Below are 20,016 nucleotides of genomic sequence, written 5' to 3' on the forward strand. Positions count from 1 at the left end.
CGCGCCCCGCCTGCAGCCAGCGCCCCACCCTGCATGGAGCTTTTCGATGCTGCTACGTCCTGCGCGCGCGACGGCCAAGCCTTTAGCCACCCCACTGTTTTCCGATCATCCGCTCCGGGCGGCTTCCGCACGGCCATGAAGGCGGTCCGGCTCGACTGGCGCTACCGCCTGGCCGTCACCTCCCGCGCGCTGGCTGCGGGCGTGGGCGGCTATGCGCTGACGGCTGCGTTCACGGCCGCGCTCACGCTGGGCCTGATGCCTTTCATGCCCCGGGTTGAAGCGGTGCTCACGGCCACGTTGCTGGCATGGCTGGTGTACGCCCTGGCGGTGGCCTGGGCTTTCTATGCGCGCACGGCCTGGAGCGCCTGGGGCGCCATCGGGATGCCCGCGCTGGCGCTGGGCGCCGTGGCGATGGCGCCGCGCTGGCTGGGGGGCGCATGATGGCCAAACCGTCCACCGAACGCGAGGGATTTCGCCAGGCGATGGCATGGTTGCACACCTGGTCGGGCCTGGTGCTGGGCTGGCTGCTGTTCGCCATCTTCTTCACCGGCACGCTGAGCTTTTTCAAGACCGAACTCAACCTCTGGATGCGGCCCGAACTGCACGGGCTGCCCGCCGCCAGCGCCGACGTGGCCGAGCGCGCGCAGCAGGCGCTGCACCGCAAGGTGCCGGACGTGGCGCAGTGGTTCATGCGGCTGCCGGACGAGCGCCAGCCCGGCGTCACCATCCTGTGGCGCGGCAAGGAGGGCGGGCGCTTCAAGACGCTGTTGATGAACCCGCAGACCGGCGAGGCCATCGAAACGCGCGACACCATGGGCGGCGAGTTCTTCTACCGCTTCCACTTCGAACTGCGCACCGCGCAAAAGGGCCGCTGGACGCTGGAGGGCCGCTGGGTGGTGGGCGTGGCCACGCTGCTGATGTTCATCGCGCTGCTGTCCGGCATCGTCACGCATCGGCGCATCTTCAAGGACTTCTTCACCTTCCGGCCCACCAAGGGCGGGCAGCGCGCCTGGCTCGACGCACACAGCGTGTCCGGCGTGCTGGTGCTGCCGTTCTATCTGATGATCACCTTCAGCGGGCTGATGATCTTTCATTCGATGTACATGCCCTCGGGCATCGCCGCCGCCTACCCGGGGCCGAAGGGCACGGATTCGCAGGCGTACTTCGCCGAGCTGCAGGGCGACACGCCCACGGCCCGCGGCGCACGGCGCTCGCCCACCGAGACCGCGCAGTCGCTGCCCACCTTCGACCTGGCGCCGATGCTGGCCAGCGCGCACCGCACCTGGGGCGATGCGCGCATCGGCGGCGTCAGCGCCCGCAGCGACGGTGAACGCACGGTGGTGGAGATCACCCGCCACGATGGCGACCGCCTGCAATACGGACCGGCCCGCCTGCGCTTCGACGGCGCCACGGGCGAGACGCTCGCGCTGCTCGACCCCGACTCGCCCGCCCTGCGCACCTACCGCGTGATCTACGGCCTGCACCTGGCCCATTTCGCCGGGCCCGGCATGCGCTGGGGCCTGTTCGGCTTCGGCGTGCTGGGCAGCCTGATGATCGCCACCGGCATGGTGCTGTGGAGCGTCAAGCGCCGCCAGCAGGCGCAGCGCAAGGGAGCCGCAGCGCCGCCGTTGAAGCGCGGCGAGCGCCTGGTGGCCAGCCTCAACGTGGCGCTGCTCGGCGGCCTGCCGCTGGCCACGGGCGTGTTTCTCGCATCCAACCGGCTGGTGCCGCTGGACGTGGCGGGCCGCGCCGACACCGAGCTGGCGTGGTTCTTCGGCGCCTGGGGACTGGGCCTGCTGATCGGCGTGGTGCGGCCGGACCGCTGGGGCTGGAGCGTGGTGCTCGGCCTGGCGGGCGCGGTGTTCGCCGCCCTGCCGGTGCTGAATGCCTTCACCACGCAGACGCACCTGGGCGTGACGCTGCCGGCCGCCGACTGGACGTGGGCGGGCATGGACCTGTCCTTCCTCGCCACTGGCGTGCTGCTGGGATGGATGGCCTGGCGCCTGCGCCCGGCGCGCAGCGCGAAGGCCGCCGCCGCAGGCCGCGCTGCCCCCGGCAAGAACGCCGGTGCGCCTTCCAACCCATCGACGCCTTCCACCCCCGCTGCCGGAGCCTGACCGCCATGTTCGAATTCTTTCTCTGCTTTGCCGGCTGGTCGGGTCTGGCCCTGGGCATGGACCGCCACCACGCAGACGCCTGGAACCGCGACGGCGGCGAGCGCCAGATGCGCACGCTGCGGCGCATCGGCTGGGCGCTGCTGGCGCTGTCGCTCGCGCATGCCGTCGGCTGGCCGGGCGATATGACGGCCCCGCTCAGCGTGACGTGGTGGACCATGGCGCTGTCGCTGGCCGCCGTGTGCGCCACCGCCGTCGCGACCTGGCAGCCGCGCCGCCTGCCCCTGCTGGGCGTGGTCGCGGTGGCCGCGGCCCTGCTGGCGCTGGCGCTTTAAGCGGGCCGGCCGCTGCCCTGCCAGCCCGCGCTTTCATTTTTTTGCAGCCACCTGCCCGCCGGCCCGGCGCGCGGGAAGCCAATGTCTCCACGTTGTTTCTCCGACCGCCAGAAAGCCTTTCATGCGACTGCCTCCCTTGAACGCCATCACCACGGCCGCGCTGCTGGCTGCGGCCACCGCACACGCCCAGACGGCTGCGCCCGCCACCGCCACCGTGGCCCTGCCCGAGGTCAAGGTGACCGATGCTCCGCAGGGCGAGGCCACCGAAGGCTCCGGCCAGTACATCGCCCGTGAGATCAGCGTGGGCAAGATGGTGCAGTCGCCGCGCGAGACGCCGCAGTCGGTCAGCGTGATCACGCGGCAGCGCCTGGACGACCTGAACCTCACCAAGCTGGAAGACGCCGTCAAGCAGACCACGGGCGTCAACGTGACGCGCCTGGACGGCGCGGGCAACTACAACACCATCCAGTCGCGCGGCTTCGACATCGGCGCGGTGCTGCTCGACGGCGTGCCGATTCCGCAAGGCGCCAACTTCGCCACCGCGATGGACACCGCCATCTACGACCGCATCGAAGTGCTGCGCGGCCCGTCCGGCCTGCTGCAGGGCGCGAGCGAGCCGGGCGGCACCATCAACCTGGTGCGCAAGCGCGCGCAATCGGCCCTGGGCCTGAACGCCAACGTGTCCGCCGGCTCGTGGGGCATGCGCCGCGGCGACGTGGACCTGACCGGCGCCTTGAATGCCGCCGGCACGCTGCGCGGCCGCGTGGTCGCCGTGAAGGACGACCGTGACAGCTACGTCGATACGCTCAAGAACGACAAGACGCTTGGCTACGGCACGCTGGAGTTGGACATCAATGCGGCCACCACGCTGTCGGTCGGCCACACGCGCCAGAAGATCCGCGCCACGGTGGACCAGGGCCTGCCGTCGTATGCCGACGGGCGCCTGCCCGACGTGCCGCGCTCCACCTTCGCCGGCCTGGCCGCCAATCGCCAGGACCTGGACAGCACCGACACCTTCGCCGAGCTGGAGCACCGGCTGGCGGGCGGCGGCCTGGTCAAGTTCGCGGCGCGCGACGTGCACCGCGAATCGCTCTACCAGTCGGCACGCGCCAACTCGGCCCTCGCAGCCAACGGCAACTACCAGTTGCAGACCGTCAACTTCCAACAGGACGTGCAGGACCGCAACTACGACCTGTACGTGACCTCGCCGCTGTCGGCGCTGGGCCGCACGCACCGCGTGCTGCTGGGCATGAGCCACACGACCAGCGAAAGCCTGGACGGCAATTCGGCCTTCGGCGCACCCAGCATCGCCAACCTGTTCAACCCGCAATACAACCTGCCCTACCCGTCCATCGCGCTGCCGGGCTACCAGACGGCCACGCGGCGCACCGAGAACGCGCTGTATGGCCAGGCGCAGATCAGCGCGGCCGAGCGCCTGAAGGTGCTGGTGGGCGGGCGGATGTCGTGGGCCAAAGCCGAAACGCGCACGCTGAGCACGGGCCAGACCACGGCCACGGCCGACCCGGGGCGGCAGTTCATTCCGTCCGTGGCGGCGATCTACGAGCTGAACGAGAACCTGTCGGCCTACACGAGCTATGCCGAAACCTTCGTGGTGCAGTCCAACCTGGACCGCGCCGGCCAGTTGCTCACGCCGCGCTCGGGCTCGCAGATCGAGGCGGGCGTGAAGGGTGAATTCCTCAACAAGCGCCTGCAGACGCACTTCGCCGTCTTCCGCATCCTGGACAAGGACCGGGCCGTGGCCGACCCGAGCGTGCCCACGGCTTCGGTGGCGGGCGGCAAGGTGCGCGCGCAAGGCTTCGAGACCGAGGTGAGCGGGCAGGTCGCGCCCGGCTGGGACGTGCTGGCCGGCTACGCCTTCACCGCCACCAAGTACCTGCAGGCGCCGGTGTCGCAACTGGGCCAGGTTTTCAGCCCCATCACGCCGCGCCACAGCGTGAACCTGTCCACCCGCTACGCCTTTCGCAGCCCCGCGCTGCAGGGCGTGAGCGTGGGCGGCGGCATGAGCTACCGCAGCGAGTTCTTCGCGCAAAGCGGCGCGCTGCGCGTGACCTCGGGCGACTACGCGCTGTTCAACGCCCAGGTGGCCTACCAGATCAACGACAAGCTCTCGGTGAACCTGAACGTGGACAACCTGTTCGACAAGACCTACTACGAGAAGGTCGGCAGCCTGGGCCGCCAGAACTTCTACGGCGAGCCGCGCCGCGTGACGGTGGCGCTCAAGGCGCGCTACTGAGCGCAGCGCCGGTGCGCAAAGGCCCCTCGGGCCTTCTTAGCCAAATCGGCCTTCAGCGCACGTCCTTATTGCGCAAGCAGCTATTAAATCAATAGCAAACCGTTTTTCCAACCTCTGTTTTTTACAGGAGCCTTTCGATGTCATCCTCGTTCAAGCCCATCACCCTTGCCTTGCTGTCCACCCTGGCGGCCACGGCGGCGCAGGCCCATCAGGTCTGGATCGAAACCAGCGGCAACCAGGCCCGCGTGCAGTACGGTGAATACGCCGACGGCCTGCTGGAGAAGTCGCCCGGCGCGCTCGACAAGTTCAAGGGCGTGCCGGTGCTGGAGCAGCAGCGCGGCGGCGAGGCCAAGCGCATCGAAGGCCAGCGCACGGCCACTGCGTTCACCTACGCCCTGCCCGCCCCGGCCGACACGCTGTTCGCCGAGGCACCGTACCCGCTCATCGACCGCACCAAGGCCGGCCTGCCGCCGCTGCTGTGGCGCCCCGCGGCACGCTGGGTGGCCAGCCTGGCGCAGCCCGTGACGGCCACGGCGCCGCTGGATGTGGTGCCCACCGGCAAGGCCGGCGAATTGCGCGTCGTGTTCAACGGCAAGCCGCTGCCCAAGGCGCAGGTGATGCTGGTGTCGCCCTCGGGCTGGGCACGCGAAGCCGCCACCAATGCCGAGGGCACGGTGCATTTCGATCTGCCCTGGAAGGGCCAGTACGTGGCCGAGGTCAAGCACAGCGACAAGCAGCCCGGCGAGCACGCGGGTGACAAGTACGGCGAAGCCAGCTACCTGACCACGCTGACCTTCGTGCAAGCGACCGGCATGGAATCGCCCGCGCTGCCGGCCCCCGCCGCGCACTAACCACGGCACCTGGCCTGCGCTGGCAGGCCACACCGAACCGAAGACCGGTCGCTGCCAGCGCGCAGCGACCGCTGCGGAGCCCTGCGCGCCGCATTTTCAGACCAAGCAGCCTTCCTGCCGCCGTATTCATTGCCTGGATAGCTATCAAATGAGTAGCAAAATGCCTTCACACTCCTACCTTCCGCGTGCCCATGGCACCCTCTGCCGCCCCCTGCCGCGGGCCACCGCCCTGCACACCGCCATCGCACTGCTGTGCGGCATGGCAGCAGCAACCGCACAGGCCCAGCCAACCGCCGCACCCGTGGCGGAAACCACGCTCGCCCCAGTCACGGTCAAGGCCGGCACCGAGCAGGAAAACCCGACCGCGCCCGTCAGCGGATTCGTCGCCAAGCGTGCGCTCTCAGCCACCAAGACCGACACCCCGCTCATCGAAACGCCGCAGGCCATCAGCGTGGTCACGCGCGACCAGATCGAAGCCCAGGGCGCGCAGACCCTGCGCCAGACCACGGCCTACACCGCCGGCATGGTCTCGAACTACTTCGACAGCCGGGTGGACAGTTTTTCGTCCCGCGGCGGCAATGTGACGCAGTACCAGGACGGCCTGCTGCGCACCTACGGCACCTACAACAACACGAAGGCCGAGCCCTACCTGCTGGAACGCGTGGAGTTTCTGCGCGGCCCGTCGTCCGTGCTGTACGGCCAGGGCAGCGTGGGCGGTGTGCTCAACCTCACCAGCAAACGTCCGCAGGCCGAGCCCCTGCGCGAAGTGCAGGTGCAACTGGGCAACTACGCACGCAAGCAGATCGCCGCCGACATGACCGGCCCGCTCACGCAGGACGGCGAATGGCTGTACCGCCTGGTGGCCGTGGGCCGCGACAGCGACTCGCAGGTCAACCACGTGAGCGACGACCGCTTGATCCTCGCGCCCTCGCTCACCTGGAAGCCCAACGCCGCCACGTCGCTCACGCTGCAGTTCACGCACCAGAAGGACAAGAGCGGCTCGCTGATCGGGTTCTTCCCGTGGCAGGGCACGCGGCTGTCCAGCCCGTACGGCCAGATCCCCACCTCGACCTTCATCAGCGAGCCGGGCTGGGACGCCTTCGACACCGAAAACAATTCCTGGGGCTACCTGTTCAGCCACCGCCTGAACGACACGTGGACGGTGCGCCAGAACCTGCGCCGCACGGTGAGCGAAGTGGACTACCGCAGCATCTACACCAGCTTCGCCGCCAACCGCGCCACCGGCCGCCCGGCGCGCCCGGTGTTCGAGGCCGACAACCGCACGCTGCTGCGCGATGCCTCGTGGCAGGTGAACTCCAGCCGCCTGCTGCTGGTGGACACGCAACTCGAAGGCAAGGTACAGGCCGGTGCCATCGAGCACACGCTGCTCGCCGGCATGGACGCGCAGCGCAACGAAACCAGCCAGTCCTCGTGGTTCCAGACCATCTCGGGCATCGACGCCTATGCGCCGGTGTATGGCAACTTCACCGCGCCTTCGGCCTCGGCGCTGGTGCGCCAGCCCAACGTCACGCAGCGCCAACTGGGCTTTTACGCCCAGGACCAGATCCGCTGGGGCCGCTGGACCGCCACGCTCGGCCTGCGCCATGACAGCGCCAAGACCGAAACCGTGGGCCGCCCCGCTGCCGCCGTGGACGACACCGCCTGGACCAAGCGCATCGGCGCGACCTACCAGGCCGATGGCGGCTGGGCGCCATACGTGGGGTATTCCGAATCGTTCCAGCCGCTGGGCGGCGTGGACTTCTTCGGCACGCCTTTCAAGCCGCAGCGCGGCGAGCAATGGGAAGCCGGCGTGAAGTGGCAGCCCGAAGGCCGGGGCATCAGCGCCTACGCCGCCGTGTACCAGTTGCGCGAAAAGAACCGCAAGACCAACGACCCCTCCAACCCGCTCAACAGCCTGCAGATCGGCGAGGTGAAGGTCAAGGGCTTCGAGACCGAGATGACCGCCAGCCTGGCCCGCAACTGGGACTGGACGGTGGGCTACGCCTACACCGACGCCGTCATCTCGCGCAGCAACGCCGGCGACCAGGGCCTGCCGGTGGCCGGCGTGCCCAAGCACACGGCATCCAGCTGGCTCATGCACCGCTTCGCCGCCGAAGGGCGCGGTGGCTGGACGGTGGGCGCGGGCGTGCGATACACCGGCTCGCAGTGGACCGGCACCACCGCCATCACCACGCCATCGGTCGCCGTCGCCGACGCCATGGCCGCCTATGACGCCGGCAGCTGGCGCCTGGCGTTCAACGTGTCCAACCTGGCGGACAAGGTGCAGATCACCCAGTGCCTGGCCCGGGGCGATTGCTTCTACGGCCAGCGCCGTACGTATTCGATGACGGGTACATACCGGTTCTGAAGGGACGGACTGGCCTGGGTGCGCGCGGGCCTTTACCGGCCCGCGATCATCTTGAGGCCCAGCCCCACGAACACCGTGCCGGCCACCCGGTCCAGCCACAGGCCTGCGCGCGGCCGGCGGTTCAGCCAGGCGCCGATGGCGCCGGCAAAGTACCCGAGCAGCCCGAACAGCACGGCCGCCTGCAGCGTGAATACCAGCCCCAGCAGGCCGAGCTGCAGGGCCACGTTGCCTTGCGCCGGCACCACGAACTGCGGCAGGAACGACAGGAAAAACAGCACCACCTTCGGGTTGATCGCATTGGCGACCATGCCCTTGAAGAACAGGCTTTGGAGCGACTGTGCCGGGGCACCCGACGCATCCACGCGGCCGGCGCCAGGGCTGCGCAGCGCCTGAATGCCCAGCCAGATCAGGTAAGCGCCACCCACCCAGCGCAGCGCCGTGAAGGCGACGGGCGACGCGGCGATCAACGCGCTCACGCCCACCACCGCCAGCAGCGTGTGGCTCAGGCAGCCCAGCGCACAGCCCAGGCCGAACACGATGCCCTGCCAACGTCCCTTGGACATTCCCATGCCCAGCACCAACAGGTTGTCGGGGCCGGGCGTGGCCGTGATGAGCAAGGCGGTGAGAAGGAACGCGAGCAGTTGGGCGAATGTGAGCATCGGGCGATGATATTCGCGCGACGGACACCCTCGACGAGGGCCGCGTGCTTGGCCCGGCCAAAAAAAAGGCCGCGCTGTGCAGCGCGGCCCTTTCACCTGCCGGTGGCGATCACACGTTCATGATCGACACGAGGCGCGTGTTCAGGTGGGCTTCCACCGCTTCGGAACCGCCTTCGGAGCCGTAGCCCGAATCCTTCAGGCCGCCGAAAGGCAGCTCGGCCGCAGGCGCGGCGGGCTGGTTGATCCACAGCATGCCGACTTCCAGGCGTTGCGACAGCAAGTGGGCGTTCTTGAGCGAGCGCGTGAAGGCATAGCCCGCCAGGCCAAAAGGCAGGCGGTTGGCTTCGGCGATGGCGTCTTCGATCTTCTCGAAGCCGCGCACCGCGGCCACGGGGCCGAAGGGCTCTTCGTTGAAGATGCGGGCCGACAGCGGCACGTCGTTCAGCACCGTGGGCTGGAAGAAGTTGCCTTCGGTGCCGATGCGCTCGCCGCCGGTGGCCAGTTGCGCGCCCTGCTGCACGGCGTCGGCCATCAGGTCGGCCATGGCGGTGATGCGGCGGGGGTTGGCCAGCGGGCCCATCTGCGTGCCTTCGGCCATGCCGTTGCCGACCTTCAGGCCCTGTGCGTGGCGCGACAGCGCGGCCACGAACTCGGCGCGAATGCTTTCATGCACCAGGAACCGCGTGGGCGAAATGCACACCTGGCCCGCGTTGCGGAACTTGGCGCCGCCCGCGGCCTTGATGGCCAGCTCGACATCGGCGTCTTCCGCCACGATCACCGGTGCGTGGCCACCCAGCTCCATCGTCACGCGCTTCATGTGCTTGCCGGCAAGTGCGGCCAGTTGCTTGCCCACGGGCGTGGAACCGGTGAAGGTCACCTTGCGGATGATCGGGTGCGGAATGAGGTAGTTGGAGATCTCGGCCGGATCGCCGTAGACCAGGCCCACCGTGCCGGCCGGCACGCCGGCATCGGCGAAGGCGCGGATCAGTTCGGCCGGGCTGGCTGGGGTTTCTTCAGGCGCTTTCACGAGGATGGAGCAGCCGGCCGACAAGGCAGCGGCCATCTTGCGCACCACCTGGTTGATGGGGAAGTTCCAGGGCGTGAATGCCGCCACGGGCCCCACGGGGTCTTTCACGACCATCTGGCGCGCGGCCAGGTTGCGGGACGGCACGATGCGGCCATACACGCGCTGCGATTCGTCGGCGAACCATTCGATGATGTCGGCGGAGGCCATGGTTTCCACGCGGGCCTCGGCCAGGGGCTTGCCCTGCTCCTGCACCATGATCGCGGCGATGGCGTCGGCGCGCTCGCGCATCAGGGCGGCGGCGCGGCGCATGGTCTTGGCACGGTCCACCGCGGGAATGTCGCGCCAGGCTTCGAAGCCCTTCTGCGCGGCTTCCAGCGCACGGTCCAGGTCGGCCTTGCCAGCATGTGCGACGCGGCCGATTTCCTTGCCGGTGGCGGGGTTGTGCACGGCGATGGACTTGCCGTCGGCGGCGTCTTGCCATTGGCCTGCGATGAAAAGGCGGGTGCTGGGGTAACTCATTGTGTGAATGCTCCTGCTGACTGGATGGGTGAAAAGAAGGGGGCGAGCCCTGCCGCGGGCGCCGGGGCCGCGCGGCAGCAACGGGCAACTATAGGCCCGTTCGCCAGGGCGCGCAGCCCGCCGGGCGACAGCCTCGATGGCCGTGTGGGAGACGCCCTCGCCAGCCGCCGCCGCAGCGGCGCACCGGTCAGGGCCGTGCGGCAGCCACCTGCGCCGGGGCATCGCCCCAGCCACCGCCCAGCGCGCGGACGAGCCCCACCGTCGCCGTGTACTGCGCGGTGCGCACCTGCAGCGCCTGGCGGCGGTTGCGCAGTTCGCTGCGGCGCGCGTCCAGCAGTTCGAGCTGGCTCACCAGGCCGTTGCGGTAGCGCGAGTCCGACAGTTGCGTGGCGCGTGCGGCCGACTGCACGGCGCGGCCCTGGGCCTCGGCCTGGCCGGCCAGCAGGCGCAGCGCGCCCAGCTGGTCCTCGACCTCGCGGAACGCCGTGAGCACCTGCCCGCGGTGTGCTGCCAGCGCGCCTTCCAATCGGGCGCGGGCGCCCTCTTCCTGCGCGGCACGCTGGCCGCCATCGAAGATCGGCAGCGACAGCAGCGCACCGATGCCCCACGACCGGGCCGACCACTTGAACAGGTCGCCCAGCTCAGGCGAGGCATAGCCGCCGTTGCCGGTCAGCGTGACCGCCGGAAACCACGCTGCCTGGGCCACGCCCACGCGCGCCTGCGCCGCCAGCACCGAGGCCTGCGCCGCCGACACGTCGGGACGGCGAGCGAGCACCGTGCCGGGCACGCCCGCGGGAATCACGGGCAGCACGGCTTCGGCGGCAGGGCCGCCATTGGCAGCGGGCGCCACGGTGAAACCGCTCGCCACATCGCCCACCAGCACCGCCAGCGCATTGTTCAGCAGCACCTGCTGGCGCTCCAGCGCGAGCGCCTCGGATTCGGTCGCGGCCACTTCGGTCTGCACGCGTGCCAGGTCCAGCTCGGCCACGTCGCCGGCCTGGTAGCGGCGCTGCGTGAGGCGCAGGGTGTCGCGGTAGGCCGCAAGGCTTTCTTCGACCAGTGCGCGCTCGGACTGCACCGACCGCCATTGCAGATAGGTCTGCGCCACATCGGCCTGCACCATGAGCCGGGTGCTCTGCAGCAGCGCGTCGCGCGCCTGCGCATCGAGCCGCGCTGCATCGCTGGCCTGCGAAAGGCGGCCGAACAGATCGAGCTCGTAAGACACGTTCAGGCCGGCGGTAGCGAGCGTCGCCGGCACCGGTCCGCCCGTGGCGGTGTTGGCGCCCGCCTGGCGCGACACACCGGTGGACACGCCCAGCTGCGGGGCGCGGTTGGCATCGGCCGAGCGCAGCAGCGCACGCGCCTCGGCCAGCCGCGCGGCGGCTTCCTGCACGGTGGTGTTGCCGCGGCCCGCCCGCTCCACCAGGCCGTTCAGCACCGGGTCCTGAAAGCCCAGCCACCACTCGCCGCGCGGCTGCGCTTCGGCGGGGGGCGCCGTGGTCCAGGACCGCGCACCGTCGGCCTCGCTGAAGGTGGCCGGCACGGCCACGCCGCCATGCTCGGGTGCGGGGGCGACCGGGCTGCTCATGCAGCCGGCCAGCACCAGGGCCGCCGCCAGCGGCACGAGGCGCGACCAGGACAGCAGATCAATCGACTTCAAGGGGGCAGTCATTGCAAAACTCCTTCGCTCACTCATTCGTCATGCCCGCGTGGCGATGCCAGCACGGGGTGGGCCACGGCACCAGGGCCGTTACCGGTGCCGGCATCGGCCAGCGGCGGCGTGTGGCTGCCATGCTGCTGCAGCGGCCGGTTGCCGGCCATGCGGCGCAGCGCCACATAGAACACCGGCGTCAGGAACAGGCCGAATGCCGTCACCCCGATCATTCCGGCGAACACCGCCACGCCCATCGCGCTGCGCATCTCGGCGCCGGCGCCGGTGGAGAGCACCAGGGGCAGCACGCCCATCACGAACGCCAGCGACGTCATCAGGATGGGGCGCAGCCGCAGGCGGCTCGCCTCGATGGCGGCTTGCACGGGGGTGCGCCCGGCAAACTCCAACTCGCGGGCGAACTCCACGATCAGGATGGCGTTCTTCGCCGACAGCCCCACCAGCACGATGAGCCCGATCTGCGTGAACACGTTGTTGTCCCCGCCGCTGAGCCACACGCCCGTCATGGCGGCCAGCAGGCCCATGGGGACGATCAGGATGATGGCGATCGGCAGCGTCAGGCTTTCGTACTGCGCGGCCAGCACCAGGAACACCAGCAGGATCGCGATGGGGAACACCAGCACGGCGGAATTGCCAGCCAGGATTTCCTGGTAGGTCAGCTCGGTCCATTCGAAGCCGATGCCCTGCGGCAGCGTCTCGGCAGCGATGCGTTCGATGGCGGCCTGCGCCTGGCCCGAAGAGAAGCCGGGCGCGGGCCCGCCATTCACGTCGGCCGACAGAAAGCCGTTGTAGCGCATCGCACGCTCAGGCCCGAAGCTGGGTTCGAGCTTCATCAGCGCCGACAGAGGCACCATCTCGCCGGTGGTCGAGCGCACCTTCAGCAAGCCCACGTCTTCAGCCCGAGCACGGTAGGCCGCATCGGCCTGCACCCGCACGCTGTACGTGCGGCCGAACTGGTTGAAGTCGTTGGCGTACAGGCTGCCCAGGTAGATCTGCAGCGTCTCGAAGATGTCGGTCACCGGCACGCCCAGCTGCCGCGCCTTGGTGCGGTCGATGTTGGCGTACAGCTGCGGCACGTTGACCTGCCAGCTGGTGAAGAGGCCCGCGAGTTCCGGCGTCTGGTACGCCTTGGCCATGAAGGCTTTCACGGCGGCGTCCATGGCTTCGTAGCCCAGCGAGGCCCGGTCTTCGATCTGCAGCTTGAAGCCGCCGGTGGTGCCCAGGCCCGCCACGGGAGGCGGCGGGAACATGGCGATGAACGCGTCCTGGATGCTGCCGAACGCCTGGTTCAACTGGCCCGCCACGGCGCCGCCGCTCTGGTCGGCCCGGCCGCGCTCGGCGAAGGGCTTCAACGTGACGAACACGATGCCGGAGTTGGAGCTGTTGGTGAAGCCGTTGATCGACAGGCCCGGGAAGGCGATGGCGTCTTCCACATTGGGGTTCTTCTTGACGATCTCGCCCATGCGGCGGATCACGTCTTCGGTGCGGTCCAGCGTGGCGCCGTCGGGCAACTGCGCGAAGCCCACCAGGTACTGCTTGTCCTGCGCGGGCACGAAGCCGCCCGGCACGATCTTGAACAGGCCCCAGGTGGCCGCCACCAGCGCGGCGTAGATCACCAGCATCAGTGCCTTGCGGCCGATGACGCGCTTGACGCCGCCGCTATAAGCCTCGGAGCCGCGGTGGAACACGCTGTTGAAGCGGCGGAAGAACCCGCCCAATACGCGGTCCATGCCGCGCGTCAGGGCGTCCTTGGGCTCGTGGTGGCCCTTGAGCAGCAAGGCGCTGAGCGCGGGCGACAAGGTGAGCGAGTTGATCGCCGAGATCACCGTCGAGATGGCGATGGTCACCGCGAACTGGCGGTAGAACTGGCCCGTCAAGCCGCTGATGAACGCGAGCGGCACGAATACGGCCACCAGCACCAGCGCGATGGCGATGATGGGGCCGGACACTTCGCGCATGGCGCGGTAGGTGGCCTCGCGCGGGGTGAGCCCCGCCTCGATGTTGCGCTCCACGTTCTCCACCACCACGATGGCATCGTCCACCACGATGCCGATGGCCAGCACGAGGCCGAACAGCGACAGCGCGTTGATCGAAAAGCCCAGCAGGTGCAGCACCGCGAACGTGCCCACCACCGACACCGGCACCGCCAGCAGCGGAATGATGGACGCGCGCCACGTCTGCAGGAACAGGATCACCACGATCACGACCAGCGCCACGGCTTCCAAAAGCGTCTGGATCACGGACTTGATGGAAGCGCGCACGAACTGCGTCGGGTCGTAGGCGATGCGGAACTCCACACCCTCGGGCATGTTCTTTTGCAGCTCGGCCATCGTCTTGCGCACGTTCGAGGAGATGTCGAGCGCGTTGGAGCCTGGCGCCTGGAACACGCCCATGCCGACAGCCGGATCGTTGTTGAGCAGCGAGCGCAGCGAGTAGTCGGCCGCGCCCAGCTCCAGCCGGGCCACGTCGCGCAGGCGCGTCACCGCGCCGTCGCTGCCGGTCTTGACGATGATGTCGCCGAACTCTTCTTCGGTCTGCAGGCGCCCCTGCGCGTTGATCGACAGCTGCATGTCCACGCCGGGCAGGCCGGGTGACTGGCCCACCACGCCGGCGGCGGCCTGCACGTTCTGCCCGCGGATGGCAGACACCACGTCGGCGGCCGACAGGCCGCGCTGCGCGACCTTCTGCGGGTCGAGCCAGGCGCGCATCGAATAGTCGCCACCGCCGAAGATCTGCACCTGGCCCACGCCGGGAATGCGGGCGAGCCGGTCCTTCACGTTGAGCACGGCGTAGTTGCGCAGGTAGTCGATGCCGTAGCGGCCGTTGGGCGACACCATGTGCACGACCATTGTGAGGTCCGGCGCGCTCTTGATGGTGGTGATGCCCAGGCGGCGCACTTCCTCGGGCAGGCGCGGCTCGGCCTGCGAGACGCGGTTTTGCACCAGTTGCTGCGCCTTGTCGGGGTCGGTGCCCAGCTGGAAGGTGACGGTGAGGGTCATCACGCCGTCGGTGGTCGCCTGGCTGCCCATGTAGAGCATGCCTTCCACTCCGTTGATGGATTCCTCCAGCGGCGTGGCCACGGTTTCGGCGATCACCTTCGGGTTGGCGCCCGGATACTGGGCGCGCACCACCACGGAAGGCGGCGCGACCTCGGGATATTCCGAGATCGGCAGCGCGCGCAGCGCGATCAGGCCGGACAGGAAGATGAGCACCGACAGCACCCCGGCGAAGATGGGGCGGTCGATGAAAAAGCGGGAGAGATTCATGGCGTTCTTTCTTGGCGCTCCGCAATCACGCTGCGGGCTGCTTGGCGGCGGTGCGGGCCTGCTGCGCCGCCTCGCCACCCAGTTCGGCCTTGGCCGTCATGGGCACGTCCTGCGGGGCGACCTGGGCACCGGGGCGCACGCGCTGCAGGCCGTTGACGACGATGCGCTCGCCGGCCTTCAGGCCCGAGGTGACGACGCGCAGGCCGTTCACCGGCGCGCCCAGCTGCACTTCGCGGTACTCGGCCTTGTTGCCTTCGCCCACCACCATCACGTACTTCTTGTTTTGATCAGTGCCCACGGCGCGCTCGTTGATGAGCACGGCCTGCGTGTTCTTGACCTGCCCCATGCGAATGCGAGCGAACTGGCCGGGCATGAGCACGCCGTCGGCGTTGTCGAACACTGCGCGCACGCGCACCGTGCCGCTGCGGGCATCGACCTGGTTGTCGATCAGCTGCAGGTGGCCGGTGTGCGGCGTGCCGCCCGCCGTACCGGTGCCCATCTGCACGGGAATGCTCTCGATGAGCGTGCGGGCGCTCTTGCCCGAGCGCAGGCCTTCCAGCGCCTTCGCCACGATCTGCTCGTCGGTGTCGAAGCTCGCGTAGATCGGGCTGACCGACACCAGGGTCGTCAAGATCGGCGCGCCGGCGCCGGCGGCCACCAGGTTGCCCACCGTCACTTCGATGCGGCCCACGCGGCCGGAGACCGGAGCGCGCACTTGCGTGTAGCCCAGGTTCAGGCGCGCGGTCTGCAGTGCGGCTTGCGCGGCGCGCAGGTTGGCGTCGGCTTCGCGCTGGGCGTTCACGCGCTCGTCGTGCTCGCGCTGGGCGATGGCTCGTTCTTCCCACAGGCGGGTGGCGCGCTCCATTTCGCTGCGGGTGTAGGACACGCGGGCCTGTGCGGCGACGACCTGCGCCTCGGCGCGGTCCACTTCAGCGGCATACGGCGCGGGGTCCACGGTGACGAGCAGGTCGCCCTGCTTCACCAGCGAGCCTTCGCGAAAGTGCACGGCCTGCACGGCGCCGCCCACGCGGGGGCGGATGTCCACGCGCTGCACCGCTTCGAGGCGGCCCGAGAACTCGTCCCACAGCGCGATCTCCTGCTGCAGCACGGCCGCCACCGACACCGGCACGGCAGGCGGCGCGGCCTGGGGATTGGGGGATTCGGCGTGCGAGGTCTGCAAGCCGAAGACGGCACCGCCTGCGGCGGCAATGGCAGCTGCAGCGCCGGCGGCAGCCCACCAGCGGCGACGGGAAGGCATGGGTTGTTGCGGGTTCATGGTGGAAGTCCTCCGGGTGTGTTCAAACAGCAAAAAACGTGAAATCGATCGGGCAAAGCACGCCCCTTCCGGCACGCAATGGCCAGAAAAAGCAGGAAACAACGGGGTGCCGCTTCGAACGGCGGTGCGCAGTATCGAACCTCAACCACCGTTGAAGTCAACGCACACCGCGGTCAGCGGTCAGTGGGCAATCAGTGGGGTGTCAGGATGGGGCGGTACATCGGGTGGCCTCGAAGAAAAGGCGGAACTGCGCCTGAACCTCGAGCGCACAGGGGCACTGACCAATGCCGGACTGCAGCAGCGCGTCGGGCCATTGGTTTGCCTTGGCAAACATGTGCCGCGTGACCTCCAGCCCCGCCGCCTGCAATCGGGCGGCATAGGCCAGGGCTTCGTCACGCATGGGATCGTCATCGCCCACCAGCACCAGGGTGTGCGGCAGGCCCGCCAGGCGCTGGGCCATTGCGGGCACGGCATAGGGGTGCTCGGCATCGCGGGTGCAGCGCAGGAACTGCAGCCAGCCGTCGGCCCACTTGCAGGCCGTCGATTCGCCCATGGCGGCGCGAACCGAAGGCGTGCCACCGCAGGGATCGAGCATGGGCGACAGAAGAATCTGCCCCGCCAGCGGCGGATGGGCCTGGTCGCGCGCCATCAGCGCCACGCCGGCGGCCAGGTTGCCGCCCGCCTCTTCGCCAGCCACATACACGCTGGCGCCAGGACCCGCCAGGCGGGTACGGTGCTTATGCACCCACTTGAGCACGGCGTATCCTGCATCCACCGGTTGGGGAAACGGATGGTCGGGCGAAAGCGGGTATGCGACCGAAACCACGAGCGCGCCGGCGCGCTCCAGCAGTTGGCCTACCGTGCAGCCGTTGTCCAGATCGCCCGCCACGAAAGCGCCGCCATGAAAATGCACCACCAGTGGCAGTGTTTCTTTCGGCTTCTTGCGGCCATACATGCGCACGGCCACTTCCTGCCCCTTGGCCACCTCAATGGTGGTGTCGGTGCAGGTGGACAATGAGGACGATGTAGGTTGGGTGCTGGACATGGCGGTGACCGGACAAGACCGGGTGATGTGAAATGTAGCGACGCGAACGCCCACAATAAACCAGCCAAACGCCACAGCTCTGTTTCCGATTGCACAACAATCGCCGGCCTTTGCCCGTGTGAGAATTCCCTGGCCCCATTCGGGGCCAGAGAGAGAAGGAGAACCCATGGACCAGATCCAGGCCATGCGGATATTCGCGAGGGTGGTGGAGGCCGGCACCTTCACGCGCGCTGCCGATTCATTGCAATTGCCCAAGGCCACCATCACCAAGCACGTGCAGGCGCTGGAGGCGCGGCTGCGCGTGAAGCTGCTCAATCGCACCACGCGCCGCGTGACGGTCACCGCCGACGGCGCGGCCTACTACGACCGCACCGTGCGCCTGCTGGCCGACTTCGACGACATCGAGGCCAGCATGACGCACGCGCGCGCCACGCCGAGCGGCCGGCTGCGGGTGGACGTGGGCTCGTCGGTGGCGCGGCTGCTCATCATTCCGCGGCTCGAAGAGTTCCAGGCGCGCTTTCCTGACATCCAGATCGACCTGGGCGTGAGCGACCGGCCGGTGGACCTGATCGGCGACAACGTCGATTGCGTGATCCGTGGCGGAGAGCTGACCGACCAGTCGCTGGTGGCGCGCCGCATCGGCAACCTGGAGTTCGTGACCGTCGCCTCGCCCTCGTACCTCGAACGCCACGGCATGCCCAATCACCCGCTGGACCTGGAGACGGACCACAAGAGCGTGATCTATTTCTCGCCCCTGTCCACGCGCCGCTACCCGCTGGAGTTCGTGCGCGACGGAAAGATGATCGAGATCACCGGCCCGTCGCAACTGGCGGTGAACGAATCCAACGCCTATTCGGCGGCCCTGGTGGCCGGGCGCGGCGTGGGCCAGATCACGATGTTCCAGGCCGCCCACCTGATGGAGCGCGGCAGCCTCGTGCGGCTGCTGCCCGACTGGTACATACCGCCCATACCGGTCTATGTGGTGTACCCGCCCAACCGGCACCTGAGCGCCAAGGTGCGCGCCTTCGTGGACTGGGCAGCTGAGCTGTTCGCGGGTGAAAAGCACATGCAGATATGACGGCCGCCCTTTTCGGTTTTGATCGATTGCTATATTTTTAATAGCACACTACCCTAGTGAAATATGCGCTGGAGCCTTTTTTCATGCCGATACCTGCAGCGCCGTGCCAGGCCGGCCACACGGGCCGTATGCTCCTGCCATGACTGAACCCGAAGTCCCCGAATCCGGCCAGCCCGGCGCATCCCGCGAAACCCCGCCATCCCCCGCCGCGCCGTCCCAGCAGTCCGCTCAGCAACCGCGCAACCCGCTGCACGGCCTCACCCTCGAAGCCATCGTGGTCGCGCTGCACGACTACTACGGCTGGGCGGGGCTGGCCGACCGCGTGGCGCTGCGCTGCTTTCAAAGCGACCCTAGCGTAGCGTCAAGCCTGAAATTCCTGCGCAAGACGCCGTGGGCGCGGGAGAAGGTCGAGAGCCTGTACCTCTTCATGCTGCGCGAGCAAAAGCGCCAGCGCGGCGGCTAATGGCTCCGAACCGTTTTCCTGCCAAACCGCCTGTGTGATGGTTCGGCTTGCCAGACTCAACGCCTGAGGCCCATCACGTCATGTTGGGCAAGGCGGTTGAAATGCGCCTGCGCTCCAGGGCCGCATTGCGTATATGAGATTTCTCTGTTTCAAATCACGCGTTTCCACATAGCGCCCCCTTAACGACCCTCACGACATGTACGCGCACATTCAGATCGGCGTTCGAGACCTCCGGGCGATGGTTGCGTTCTACGACGTGGTGCTCGCAGAGCTTGGCCTGTCTCGAACGACTGATTTGGAGGACATCGGCCCAGCGGGCGTGATATGGCGCAGGCCGGATACACGATGGCCACAGTTCGTCGTGAATGAGCCCATCAACGGCGAACCGTCGAGCACAGCCAATGGTTCGCAGGTGAGTTTTCTGTGTGCTTCACCGACCGTCGTAGATGCTGCTTGGACGGTGGCACTCTCCAATTCAGCGACGGATCTCGGTGCGCCCGGAATACGACCTCGGTACGCAGCTGACTTCTATGCCGCCTACTGCTTGGACCCAGAGGGCCACAAACTGTGCTTTGTCCACACTGATAATTGAAGCGAACTGCAGGGGTTCAAGCTTGACGTCGCTTGAGCACCTGCACTCACAAACTCAAGCGCTGTGCGCTCCAGGTTCAGGATCTGCGTCTCTGCCAGTGAGCCCTGGAAAGCAGCGCGCAATGTATTGGCATAAGCCACGCCATTGGTCATCCGCTGTAAGGATGGGTTAGTTCCCATGACTGTCAGTGCCTTTGGCGACAAATGCTGCAATGGATTTCGACCTGTTCAGCAAAACAAAGCCAGCAACGAACCAAATGGGCCCGGAAAGCAGGCCTTGCGCCGTGTAGCCCCAGATAGCTGATGTCATCCAGTCGGGAGCGCCGCCGAGTGAGATCGCGACGGCACTAAGAAGGGTTACCAGCCAAAGCGAACCAAAAAGTAGCGCTATAAGGCCGAGAAAACGGACCAGAAGCATTGCGGCGCTGGCTGAACTCATTTGTTATTCCTAATGTTCGCTCATGTGATGGGCCCAGCAGGGCCTGCGAAATACCTGGACCA

16 protein-coding genes are annotated in these 20,016 nt (G+C 68.2%); 9 read left to right on the top strand and 7 right to left on the bottom strand.

What is annotated here, in order from left to right:
* Positions 1–135 precede the first annotated feature (135 nt).
* The 6 genes from BLT03_RS13745 (at position 136) to BLT03_RS13770 (ending at position 7,922) form a co-directional block, all read left to right on the top strand.
* On the top strand, positions 136–441 hold the full coding sequence (locus BLT03_RS13745; protein WP_092744335.1) for a DUF3649 domain-containing protein: 306 nt from the start codon (positions 136–138) through the stop codon (positions 439–441).
* Complete coding sequence (locus BLT03_RS13750; protein ID WP_245711389.1) at positions 441–2,117, top strand: PepSY-associated TM helix domain-containing protein; 1,677 nt, start codon at positions 441–443, stop codon at positions 2,115–2,117. Before BLT03_RS13745 ends, BLT03_RS13750 begins: the two co-directional genes overlap by 1 nt.
* 5 nt (positions 2,118–2,122) lie before the next feature.
* Positions 2,123–2,449, top strand: a complete 327-nt coding sequence (locus tag BLT03_RS13755) for a DUF3325 domain-containing protein (protein ID WP_092744337.1) — start codon at positions 2,123–2,125, stop codon at positions 2,447–2,449.
* 121 nt (positions 2,450–2,570) lie between these two features.
* On the top strand, positions 2,571–4,703 hold the full coding sequence (locus BLT03_RS13760) for a TonB-dependent siderophore receptor (RefSeq protein WP_092744338.1): 2,133 nt from the start codon (positions 2,571–2,573) through the stop codon (positions 4,701–4,703).
* 137 nt (positions 4,704–4,840) lie between these two features.
* Positions 4,841–5,554, top strand: a complete 714-nt coding sequence (locus BLT03_RS13765; protein ID WP_092744339.1) for a DUF4198 domain-containing protein — start codon at positions 4,841–4,843, stop codon at positions 5,552–5,554.
* A gap of 160 nt (positions 5,555–5,714) precedes the next feature.
* Positions 5,715–7,922 carry a TonB-dependent siderophore receptor gene (locus tag BLT03_RS13770; protein WP_434802401.1) on the top strand — a complete coding sequence of 736 codons (2,208 nt, stop codon included), beginning with the start codon at positions 5,715–5,717 and terminating at the stop codon, positions 7,920–7,922.
* A gap of 32 nt (positions 7,923–7,954) precedes the next feature.
* Here the strand turns inward: BLT03_RS13770 and BLT03_RS13775 are convergent, their stop codons facing one another.
* The 6 genes from BLT03_RS13775 to BLT03_RS13800 all read right to left on the bottom strand — a co-directional run bounded on the left by BLT03_RS13775 (position 7,955) and on the right by BLT03_RS13800 (position 17,383).
* A complete protein-coding gene (locus tag BLT03_RS13775; protein ID WP_092744340.1) occupies positions 7,955–8,581 on the bottom strand; it encodes a LysE family translocator in 627 nt (208 codons plus the stop codon).
* A gap of 109 nt (positions 8,582–8,690) precedes the next feature.
* Positions 8,691–10,127, bottom strand: a complete 1,437-nt coding sequence (locus BLT03_RS13780; protein ID WP_092744341.1) for an NAD-dependent succinate-semialdehyde dehydrogenase — start codon at positions 10,125–10,127, stop codon at positions 8,691–8,693.
* 187 nt (positions 10,128–10,314) lie between these two features.
* On the bottom strand, positions 10,315–11,799 hold the full coding sequence (locus tag BLT03_RS13785) for an efflux transporter outer membrane subunit (RefSeq protein ID WP_092744342.1): 1,485 nt from the start codon (positions 11,797–11,799) through the stop codon (positions 10,315–10,317).
* A gap of 20 nt (positions 11,800–11,819) precedes the next feature.
* Positions 11,820–15,062: an efflux RND transporter permease subunit gene (locus tag BLT03_RS13790; RefSeq protein WP_092744343.1), complete on the bottom strand. Its 3,243-nt coding sequence runs from the start codon at positions 15,060–15,062 to the stop codon at positions 11,820–11,822.
* Between the two features lie 25 nt (positions 15,063–15,087).
* Complete coding sequence (locus BLT03_RS13795; protein WP_092744344.1) at positions 15,088–16,338, bottom strand: efflux RND transporter periplasmic adaptor subunit; 1,251 nt, start codon at positions 16,336–16,338, stop codon at positions 15,088–15,090.
* Positions 16,339–16,540: 202 nt separating this feature from the next.
* Complete coding sequence (locus BLT03_RS13800; RefSeq protein WP_092744345.1) at positions 16,541–17,383, bottom strand: alpha/beta hydrolase; 843 nt, start codon at positions 17,381–17,383, stop codon at positions 16,541–16,543.
* Between the two features lie 166 nt (positions 17,384–17,549).
* Here BLT03_RS13800 and BLT03_RS13805 point away from each other — a divergent pair, with 166 nt between their 5' ends.
* From BLT03_RS13805 to BLT03_RS13815, 3 genes are all read left to right on the top strand, one after another.
* Positions 17,550–18,461 (top strand): LysR family transcriptional regulator, encoded by a 912-nt coding sequence (locus BLT03_RS13805; protein ID WP_092744346.1) that lies wholly within the window; start codon positions 17,550–17,552, stop codon positions 18,459–18,461.
* A gap of 139 nt (positions 18,462–18,600) precedes the next feature.
* Positions 18,601–18,924: a VF530 family protein gene (locus tag BLT03_RS13810; protein WP_092744347.1), complete on the top strand. Its 324-nt coding sequence runs from the start codon at positions 18,601–18,603 to the stop codon at positions 18,922–18,924.
* A gap of 196 nt (positions 18,925–19,120) precedes the next feature.
* Complete coding sequence (locus BLT03_RS13815; RefSeq protein WP_092744348.1) at positions 19,121–19,516, top strand: VOC family protein; 396 nt, start codon at positions 19,121–19,123, stop codon at positions 19,514–19,516.
* Positions 19,517–19,684: 168 nt separating this feature from the next.
* Here BLT03_RS13815 and BLT03_RS23965 read toward each other — a convergent pair whose 3' ends face one another.
* Positions 19,685–19,954 (bottom strand): hypothetical protein, encoded by a 270-nt coding sequence (locus BLT03_RS23965; RefSeq protein ID WP_139160396.1) that lies wholly within the window; start codon positions 19,952–19,954, stop codon positions 19,685–19,687.
* Positions 19,955–20,016 lie beyond the last annotated feature (62 nt).

This window comes from Paracidovorax valerianellae (genome assembly GCF_900102625.1).
Lineage (GTDB): Bacteria > Pseudomonadota > Gammaproteobacteria > Burkholderiales > Burkholderiaceae_C > Paracidovorax > Paracidovorax valerianellae.

Coding starts and splice junctions, on each gene's coding strand:
- BLT03_RS13800 (WP_092744345.1), bottom strand. CDS start 17,383: ATGTCCAGCACCCAACCTACATCGTCCTCATTGTCCACCTGCACCGAC.
- BLT03_RS13745 (WP_092744335.1), top strand. CDS start 136: ATGAAGGCGGTCCGGCTCGACTGGCGCTACCGCCTGGCCGTCACCTCC.
- BLT03_RS13790 (WP_092744343.1), bottom strand. CDS start 15,062: ATGAATCTCTCCCGCTTTTTCATCGACCGCCCCATCTTCGCCGGGGTG.
- BLT03_RS13815 (WP_092744348.1), top strand. CDS start 19,121: ATGTACGCGCACATTCAGATCGGCGTTCGAGACCTCCGGGCGATGGTT.
- BLT03_RS13780 (WP_092744341.1), bottom strand. CDS start 10,127: ATGAGTTACCCCAGCACCCGCCTTTTCATCGCAGGCCAATGGCAAGAC.
- BLT03_RS13770 (WP_434802401.1), top strand. CDS start 5,715: ATGCCTTCACACTCCTACCTTCCGCGTGCCCATGGCACCCTCTGCCGC.
- BLT03_RS13765 (WP_092744339.1), top strand. CDS start 4,841: ATGTCATCCTCGTTCAAGCCCATCACCCTTGCCTTGCTGTCCACCCTG.
- BLT03_RS23965 (WP_139160396.1), bottom strand. CDS start 19,954: ATGAGTTCAGCCAGCGCCGCAATGCTTCTGGTCCGTTTTCTCGGCCTT.
- BLT03_RS13795 (WP_092744344.1), bottom strand. CDS start 16,338: ATGAACCCGCAACAACCCATGCCTTCCCGTCGCCGCTGGTGGGCTGCC.
- BLT03_RS13785 (WP_092744342.1), bottom strand. CDS start 11,799: ATGACTGCCCCCTTGAAGTCGATTGATCTGCTGTCCTGGTCGCGCCTC.
- BLT03_RS13760 (WP_092744338.1), top strand. CDS start 2,571: ATGCGACTGCCTCCCTTGAACGCCATCACCACGGCCGCGCTGCTGGCT.
- BLT03_RS13755 (WP_092744337.1), top strand. CDS start 2,123: ATGTTCGAATTCTTTCTCTGCTTTGCCGGCTGGTCGGGTCTGGCCCTG.
- BLT03_RS13750 (WP_245711389.1), top strand. CDS start 441: ATGGCCAAACCGTCCACCGAACGCGAGGGATTTCGCCAGGCGATGGCA.
- BLT03_RS13775 (WP_092744340.1), bottom strand. CDS start 8,581: ATGCTCACATTCGCCCAACTGCTCGCGTTCCTTCTCACCGCCTTGCTC.
- BLT03_RS13810 (WP_092744347.1), top strand. CDS start 18,601: ATGACTGAACCCGAAGTCCCCGAATCCGGCCAGCCCGGCGCATCCCGC.
- BLT03_RS13805 (WP_092744346.1), top strand. CDS start 17,550: ATGGACCAGATCCAGGCCATGCGGATATTCGCGAGGGTGGTGGAGGCC.